The organism is Klebsiella sp. MS 92-3 (assembly GCF_000195655.1).
Taxonomy (GTDB): domain Bacteria; phylum Pseudomonadota; class Gammaproteobacteria; order Enterobacterales; family Enterobacteriaceae; genus Klebsiella; species Klebsiella pneumoniae.
The window spans coordinates 15,785-22,625 of sequence record NZ_GL882854.1 but is presented as its reverse complement, the minus strand read 5'-3'; the positions used below and the strand labels follow the sequence as shown (position 1 = coordinate 22,625).

Here is a 6,841-nt window from a genome sequence, read left to right as displayed (position 1 = left end):
GGGCTGCCGCCAGCGCCTGGCGCTGGCCGTCAGGCAGACGCTGCGGATCCAGTACGCTCGGATCGCCCCAGACGGCGGCATCGGCCTTGCGCAATTGCGCCTCAGGGGAGAGCAGGAAATTGGCCACTACTTTGGCGCCAGCGATAGCGCGGGCGTTAGCCGGGATGGTAACGAAATGGACGTTGCCGAGGGTCCCCGCGGTAAAGCCGAAGCTGTAGCTGTCCGTCGGTAATTCGCCGCTGGCGGCTTTCTGCCGGGCGTGCAGCGGGTTAAACGTGAGTGATAAGCGGAGGGTGCCATTGTTGAGCATGGTATCCATCCGTGCCGGCGACGCCGGGAAATCCTTGCCCGCCCGCCACAGGGCCGGGTGCAGCGCATCGAGATAGCGCCACAGCGGGGCGGTGACCGCCGCAAAGGTCGCCGTCTGCGGCGGCTGGCGCAGGGCGGCCGGCTGGTCGGTGAGCGCGATCAGCAGTTGCTCCAGCAGGGCGGTACCGGTGAAGTCCGGCGGCCGCGGGTAGGTTACGCTGCCCGGATGGGCTCTGGCGAAGGCCAGCAACGCCTGCGGGCTGGTGGGCGGCTGCGGCGTTTGCCCGCGGCGGGCGATAAACGTCAGCTGGGCGCTGCCCCACGGCGACTCCGCGCCCTCGGTGGCGACAGAAAAATCTTCCCGTACCGGCTTTTGCAGATCGACATAGCGCCAGTTGGGCAGCGATTCGGCCCAGCCGGTGAGCAGCAGGTTGGCCTGTTTAAGCGTGCGAAAGTTTTCGCCGTTGATCCACAGCAGATCCACTGACCCGCCCTGGCGACGACCGGCCTGCGCCTCGGTCTGGATGCGTTTCACTGCGTCGGCGGCGTCGGCGACAGGCACAATACGCAGGTCGATTGCGTAATAGCGTTTGACCTCTTCGCTGACCCACGCCAGATAGCGATTGACGGCCGGATCGCCGCCCCAGGCGTTAAACCAGACGGTCTGTCCGCGGGCTTCCGTCTGAATCTGCCGCCAGCTGTCGTCGGCATTAACCGCCAGCGGCCAGAGCAGCAGCAGGCACAGACAGAGGCTGTAATCACGCAAACGGCGCATCGTTACTCCTTATTCTGCGAGGAAGAGGTGGGTATCTGGCACAACCCCTGAGCCGGGATCGCCATCGCGGCATTGAACCGCGCTGATAAATTTTGCAGGCCGATCAGGGCGGTCAGCTCGGTGAGCGCCCGGGCGTCAAAATGCGCGGCCATCGCGCTACGCAGGGCATCATCCACCGCCGGCGGCGTCTGGGTGGCGGCTTCGGCATAGGCCAGCGCCAGGCGCTCTTTTTCGCTGAACAGCGTACTGCTGCGCCAGTCGGCGACCGCCAGCAGCTTGTCCTGGCTACCGCTCCGCGCCGCGAGGATCATGCTGGTGATATCGATACAGAATTCGCAGTGGCACAGCTGGGCGATGCGGGCGCTGACCAGCGAGCGCAGCACCGGATCCAGCGGCGAGCGGCGGCGTTCAATATAGCCCACGAACAGCGAAACCAGGTAAAACAGCCACGGGATCCGACCCCACCAGCGAATGGGGCTCAGCACCTGGCCGTAATGCCGGCGGTGCAGCCACGCCTGCGGACGAAGGATCAGGGGGACAGAATCCAGCGGGGGTAAGCTCATGGCGACGATCTCTTATGACGTTCACGGTAAATATTTTTGGCGATAGAGATGACCACCGCCAGGGCAAAAAGCAGCGAAAGCCCGGTGGCCAGCCAGAAGGTGCCCCCGGTGAGCAGACTCCCGGCCCAGGAATAAACGATAGTCGCCGGGAGCTGGCCCACGCCGGTGGCCAGCATAAAGGGCCAGAAGCGCAGCGAGGTTAGTCCGGCGGCATAGCTGACCGGGTCAAACGGGACAAACGGCAGCAGGCGGCAGACCAGGATCGTCTGCGGGCCAAAGCGGGTGAAATAGCCGTCGGCACTGCGCAGCACCGCGCGGCCGGTGAGTTTCTCCACCACTTCGCGCCCCAGCGCTCTGGCGATGCAGAAGCAGAGCCCGGCCCCGACCATAGCGCTGAACCACGACAGCGCCCCGCCCCAGAAGGCGCCGAACAGGGCGGCGTTCGCCAGGGTAATCAGGAAAGCCGGCAGCGGAGCGACGATCGCCTGGAGGATCATCAGCGCAAATGAGACCAGCGCGGCCTGCGGCCCCCAGGCGGCGATAAACCCTCTGACCTGCTGCGGATCCAGGGAGGCTAACGCCGTCAGACTCTGCTGCAGAAAGGTACGCCCGCCAGGGAACCACAGCCAGGCGGCCAGAGCGGCGGCGACCACGACGGCAAGGGCCAGCCGGGCGCGGCGCAGGTGACGGCGATCAGGTTGGGTCATGGCGCACCTCCTCACTGCACGCCGCCACGCGACGGGCGCGGGCAAACCGTTTGCCTATCTGCACCAGGGCAAACAGCAGCCCGCCGGCGAGGCTCAGTTTTAGCGCGAAGGCGAGGGTCACCCCCTCGCGGGCCAGTTCGCTGGCCATCACCGAATAGATGACCAGACCCGGCAGGGTGGTCACGGCCGAGATCAGGGTAAAGGGCCAGAAGCGGATCGCCGTCAGGCCGTAGGCGTAATTCTGAATATTGTAGGGAAAGAGCGGCACCAGGCGGGTGAGGATCAGGAAATCGCAGCCGCTGCGGGCGATACCGCGCTCAATCGCCTGAAAGACGGTGGTATGGCCCACATAGCGCTGCAGCAGATCGCGCCCAAGCCAGCGGGCGATTAAAAACGACAGCGAAGAGGCGAGGGTGGCGGCGGCAAACGAGAGCAGGGAGCCTGTTAGCGGGCCGAAGAGCATCCCGCCGGCGATCACCAGCAGGCTGCCGGGGATCAGACACAGGGTGGCAATGATAAACAGCGCAGCATAGACCAGATATCCCCAGGCGCCCTGATGGCGGAGGGTGTCCTGAAGCAGATGCAGATGAGTCAGCAGATCGTGGAGACCGACGCGGTGGCTGATAACGGCCAGCGTGGCCACCAGCGCGAGAAGTCCCAGCCCTTTACCAATGGCCGGATGACGGCTTCTTTTGCATGAGAGGTGCTCCTGTACAGTCTGGACGCAGTGGACATCAAAAAGTGCGCGCGACAGTATCCTGTTCCGACGACCGTCACAATGGTTTACCGTCGCTTTGTTGATTTTGCTCAGGAAATTCTGCCCCCCGCACAGCGGGAGGCGAGAGAAGGGCGTGAATTATGGCCGGAAGGTGGCCCACACCGGCGCGTGGTCGGACGGTTTTTCCATCCCGCGGATCTCGTAATCGATCCCGGTTTCCACGCAGCGCTGCGCCAGAGGCTGGCTGGCCAGCAGCAGATCGATGCGCAGCCCACGGTTATCGTCGAAGCCTTTGGAGCGGTAATCAAACCACGAGAAATGCTCATGATTGTCGGGGTTAGCCTGACGCCAGGTATCCACCAGGCCCCAGCCCAGCAGGCGGTCCATCCATTCCCGTTCTTCCGGCAGGAAGGAACATTTGCCGGTGCGCAGCCAGCGTTTGCGGTTCTCTTCACCGATACCGATGTCCAGATCGGTAGGACTGATGTTCATATCGCCCATGATCAGCACCGGATTCTCTTTGTTGAGCTCGGTCTCCAGATAGTTCTGCAGATTCTGATAGAACGCCGCTTTGGCCGGGAATTTGGTTTCATGATCGCGGCTTTCACCCTGCGGGAAATAGCCGTTAATCACTGTGACGTTGCCGAAGGGCGACGGGATCTCCGCCATAATGATGCGGCGCTGAGCCTCTTCGCCATCGTCCGGGAAACCGCGGCGGACGGCAATCGGCGTCTCTTTGGTCAGCAGCGCGACGCCATAATGGCCTTTCTGCCCGTGATAAAAGACGTTATAGCCGAGCCTGGCGACCTCTTCGAGAGGGAACATGTCGTCGTGAACTTTGGTTTCCTGCAGGCCAATCACGTCCGGCTGGTGTTTTTCGACGATGGCGGCCAGTTGGTGTGGGCGGGCACGCAGGCCGTTGATATTAAAAGAGACGAATTTCATAGTCGCTGCCACTGTGCAAGGTGAATAGTGCAGGGATGGTAGCAGAAATTCGCCAGGCTGGCTGCCACCGGATGCGTCATTCTGCCAATCGCTGCGCATGAGCGTGCCGTGGGTGCCCCTTTTGCGGGCATGCCGCGCCAAAAAAGGGCAAATAGATACGATAAATTTCGCAGAGGATCACAATTACAGAATTATATCTTACCGTTGCATAATTTATCTTCTTTAATCACTGTTTATCCCCCTTTGTCGGATACTTATTCACTAAATATGCATTTTATGTGAATAGCGTTCAGCTGTAACTCATTGATTCTGCGTTATCTCATCTGATTTATGCATTTTTATCGCTGGCTGGCACGAACCGTGCAATCTACATTTACAGCGTAATAACTCATATTTATTAACATTATTGCTACTTTTAATTTACCGGAAGAGGTCGATATGTCTCAGTCAATTACGCGTAACCACTTTGATGAATGGATGATGCCGGTCTACGCGCCAGCGGCGTTTATTCCGGTGCGGGGCGCCGGGTCACGGCTGTGGGATCAGCAGGGCAAAGAGTATATCGATTTTGCCGGCGGCATCGCCGTGAACGCGCTGGGGCATGCCCATCCGCGTCTGGTGCAAGCCCTGACCGACCAGGCCGGCAAGTTCTGGCATACCGGCAACGGCTACACCAATGAGCCGATCCTGCGTCTGGCCAAAATGCTTATCGATGCTACCTTCGCCGACCGGGTCTTCTTCTGTAACTCCGGCGCCGAGGCCAATGAGGCAGCGCTCAAGCTGGCGCGTAAATATGCCCACGATCGCTTTGGCAGCGAGAAAAGTGGCATCGTCGCCTTTCAGAACGCTTTCCACGGGCGGACGCTGTTCACCGTCTCGGCGGGCGGTCAGCCGGCCTATTCCCGGGATTTCGCCCCGCTGCCGCCGCAGATCCAGCATGCCGTATTTAACGATCTCGAGTCGGCAAAGGCCTTAATCAATGACCAGACCTGCGCGGTGATCGTCGAGCCGGTGCAGGGCGAAGGGGGCGTGGTGCCGGCCAGCGTCGAGTTTTTACGCGGCCTGCGTCAGCTTTGCGACCAGCACAACGCCCTGCTGATTTTCGATGAAGTGCAGACCGGGGTCGGGCGCACCGGCGAGCTGTATGCCTATATGCACTACGGCGTGACGCCCGATGTGCTGACCACCGCCAAAGCGCTGGGCGGTGGTTTCCCTATTGGCGCGCTGCTGGCGACAGAGGCCTGCGCCAGCGTGATGACCGTCGGCACCCACGGCACCACCTACGGCGGTAACCCGCTGGCCGGGGCGGTGGCCGGCGAACTGCTGTCGATCGTCAACACCCCGGAAGTGCTCTCCGGCGTCAGACAGCGCCATCAGTGGTTTTGTGAACGCCTGCAGGCAATTAACGCTCGCTATGGCCTGTTCAAGGAGATCCGCGGCCTGGGACTGCTGCTCGGCTGCGTGCTAAACGACGCCTGGGCCGGGAAGGCGAAAACCCTCAGTAACCTGGCGGCGGAAGAGGGGGTGATGATTCTGATCGCCGGCGCCAACGTGGTGCGTTTCGCGCCGGCGCTGAACGTCAGTGAAGAAGAGGTGAACAGCGGGCTGGATCGCGTCGAGCGGGCCTGCGCGCGTTTCGTGGCAGGAGTCTCATCATGATGGTTATTCGACCGGTGGAGCCGGGCGATTTGCCCGGGCTGATGAAGCTGGCAGCGGAGACCGGCGGCGGGCTGACCTCGCTGCCGGTGGATGAAGCGACCCTCGCGGCACGGATCGCCCGCTCGCAGCAGACCTGGCGCGGCGAGCTACCGAAAAGCGAGCAGGGCTATGTCTTTGTGCTGGAGGAGAGCGAAAGCGGCGCGGTGGTGGGCATCTGCGCGATCGAGGTGGCGGTGGGGCTCAACGATCCCTGGTATAACTACCGGGTCGGCACCCAGGTCCATGCCTCGAAGGAGCTCAACGTCTATCAGGCGCTGCCGACGCTGTTTCTCAGCAACGATCATACCGGCAGCAGCGAGCTGTGCACCCTGTTCCTCGACCCGCAGTGGCGCAAAGAGGGCAATGGCTATCTGCTGTCGAAATCACGCTTCTTATTTATGGCCGCCTTTCGCGAGCGCTTCAATGAGAAGGTGGTCGCCGAGATGCGCGGGGTGATTGACGAGCAGGGCTACTCGCCGTTCTGGGAGAGCCTGGGCAAACGCTTTTTCGCCATGGAGTTTTCCCGTGCCGACTACCTGTGCGGCACCGGACAGAAGGCTTTCATTGCCGCCCTGATGCCCAAGCATCCGCTGTATATCGATTTCCTTTCCCCTGAGGCACAGGCGGTGATCGGCAAGGTTCATCCGCAGACCGCCCCGGCCCGGACGGTGCTGGAGAAAGAGGGGTTCCGCTACCTGAACTACATCGATATTTTCGACGGCGGCCCGACTCTGGAGTGCGACATCGACCGGGTGCGGGCGATCCGCAAAAGCCGTCTGGTGACTACCGAGGCAGGTGAAACCCCGCCCGGTGACTGGCCGCTGTGCCTGGTGGCGAATGAACAGTATCACCAGTTCCGCGCTCTGCTGGTGCATGCCGATCCGGATGGCGACACCCTGACCCTCAGCGCCCGCGAACTGGATATGCTGAAGTGTCATGCCGGCGACCAGGTGCGCATGGTGCGCCTGATCCCTGAGGAGAAAACTGCATGAGTCTGTGGATTAACGGCGAGTGGCGGCCCGGCCGTGGGCCAGGTTTCAGTAAACAGGATCCGGTTAACCTGAAGGTTGTCTGGCAGGGCGAGGCGGCGGATGCCGGGCAGGTTGCCGAGGCGGGGGGGGGGGGG

7 protein-coding genes and 1 pseudogene are annotated in these 6,841 nt (G+C 61.9%); 3 read left to right on the top strand and 5 right to left on the bottom strand.

Annotation, left to right across the window (positions count from 1 at the left end; genetic code table 11):
• The 5 genes and pseudogenes from HMPREF9538_RS04630 to xthA form a co-directional block, all read right to left on the bottom strand.
• Positions 1-1,084: pseudogene (locus HMPREF9538_RS04630) on the bottom strand (ABC transporter substrate-binding protein); the annotation flags it as partial.
• 2 nt (positions 1,085-1,086) lie between these two features.
• On the bottom strand, positions 1,087-1,647 hold the full coding sequence (locus HMPREF9538_RS04635) for a carboxymuconolactone decarboxylase family protein (RefSeq protein ID WP_004209923.1): 561 nt from the start codon (positions 1,645-1,647) through the stop codon (positions 1,087-1,089).
• Positions 1,644-2,354: a TVP38/TMEM64 family protein gene (locus HMPREF9538_RS04640; protein ID WP_004151923.1), complete on the bottom strand. Its 711-nt coding sequence runs from the start codon at positions 2,352-2,354 to the stop codon at positions 1,644-1,646. The genes HMPREF9538_RS04635 and HMPREF9538_RS04640 overlap by 4 nt, the downstream gene beginning before the upstream one ends.
• Complete coding sequence (locus HMPREF9538_RS04645) at positions 2,341-2,997, bottom strand: TVP38/TMEM64 family protein (RefSeq protein WP_004140389.1); 657 nt, start codon at positions 2,995-2,997, stop codon at positions 2,341-2,343. The genes HMPREF9538_RS04640 and HMPREF9538_RS04645 overlap by 14 nt, the downstream gene beginning before the upstream one ends.
• A 213-nt stretch (positions 2,998-3,210) precedes the next feature.
• Positions 3,211-4,017 carry an exodeoxyribonuclease III gene (xthA, locus tag HMPREF9538_RS04650; RefSeq protein ID WP_002901486.1) on the bottom strand — a complete coding sequence of 269 codons (807 nt, stop codon included), beginning with the start codon at positions 4,015-4,017 and terminating at the stop codon, positions 3,211-3,213.
• Between the two features lie 438 nt (positions 4,018-4,455).
• Between xthA and HMPREF9538_RS04655 the strand changes: the two genes are divergently transcribed.
• From HMPREF9538_RS04655 to HMPREF9538_RS33425, 3 genes are all read left to right on the top strand, one after another.
• Complete coding sequence (locus tag HMPREF9538_RS04655; RefSeq protein WP_002901489.1) at positions 4,456-5,676, top strand: aspartate aminotransferase family protein; 1,221 nt, start codon at positions 4,456-4,458, stop codon at positions 5,674-5,676.
• The gene (gene astA, locus HMPREF9538_RS04660) at positions 5,673-6,707 is read left to right on the top strand and encodes an arginine N-succinyltransferase (RefSeq protein WP_009486065.1); all 1,035 of its coding nucleotides are present in this window, start codon (positions 5,673-5,675) and stop codon (positions 6,705-6,707) included. Before HMPREF9538_RS04655 ends, astA begins: the two co-directional genes overlap by 4 nt.
• On the top strand, positions 6,704-6,841 hold a 138-nt coding region (locus HMPREF9538_RS33425), incomplete at its 3' end, for a hypothetical protein (RefSeq protein ID WP_009486064.1). The genes astA and HMPREF9538_RS33425, both read left to right, overlap by 4 nt.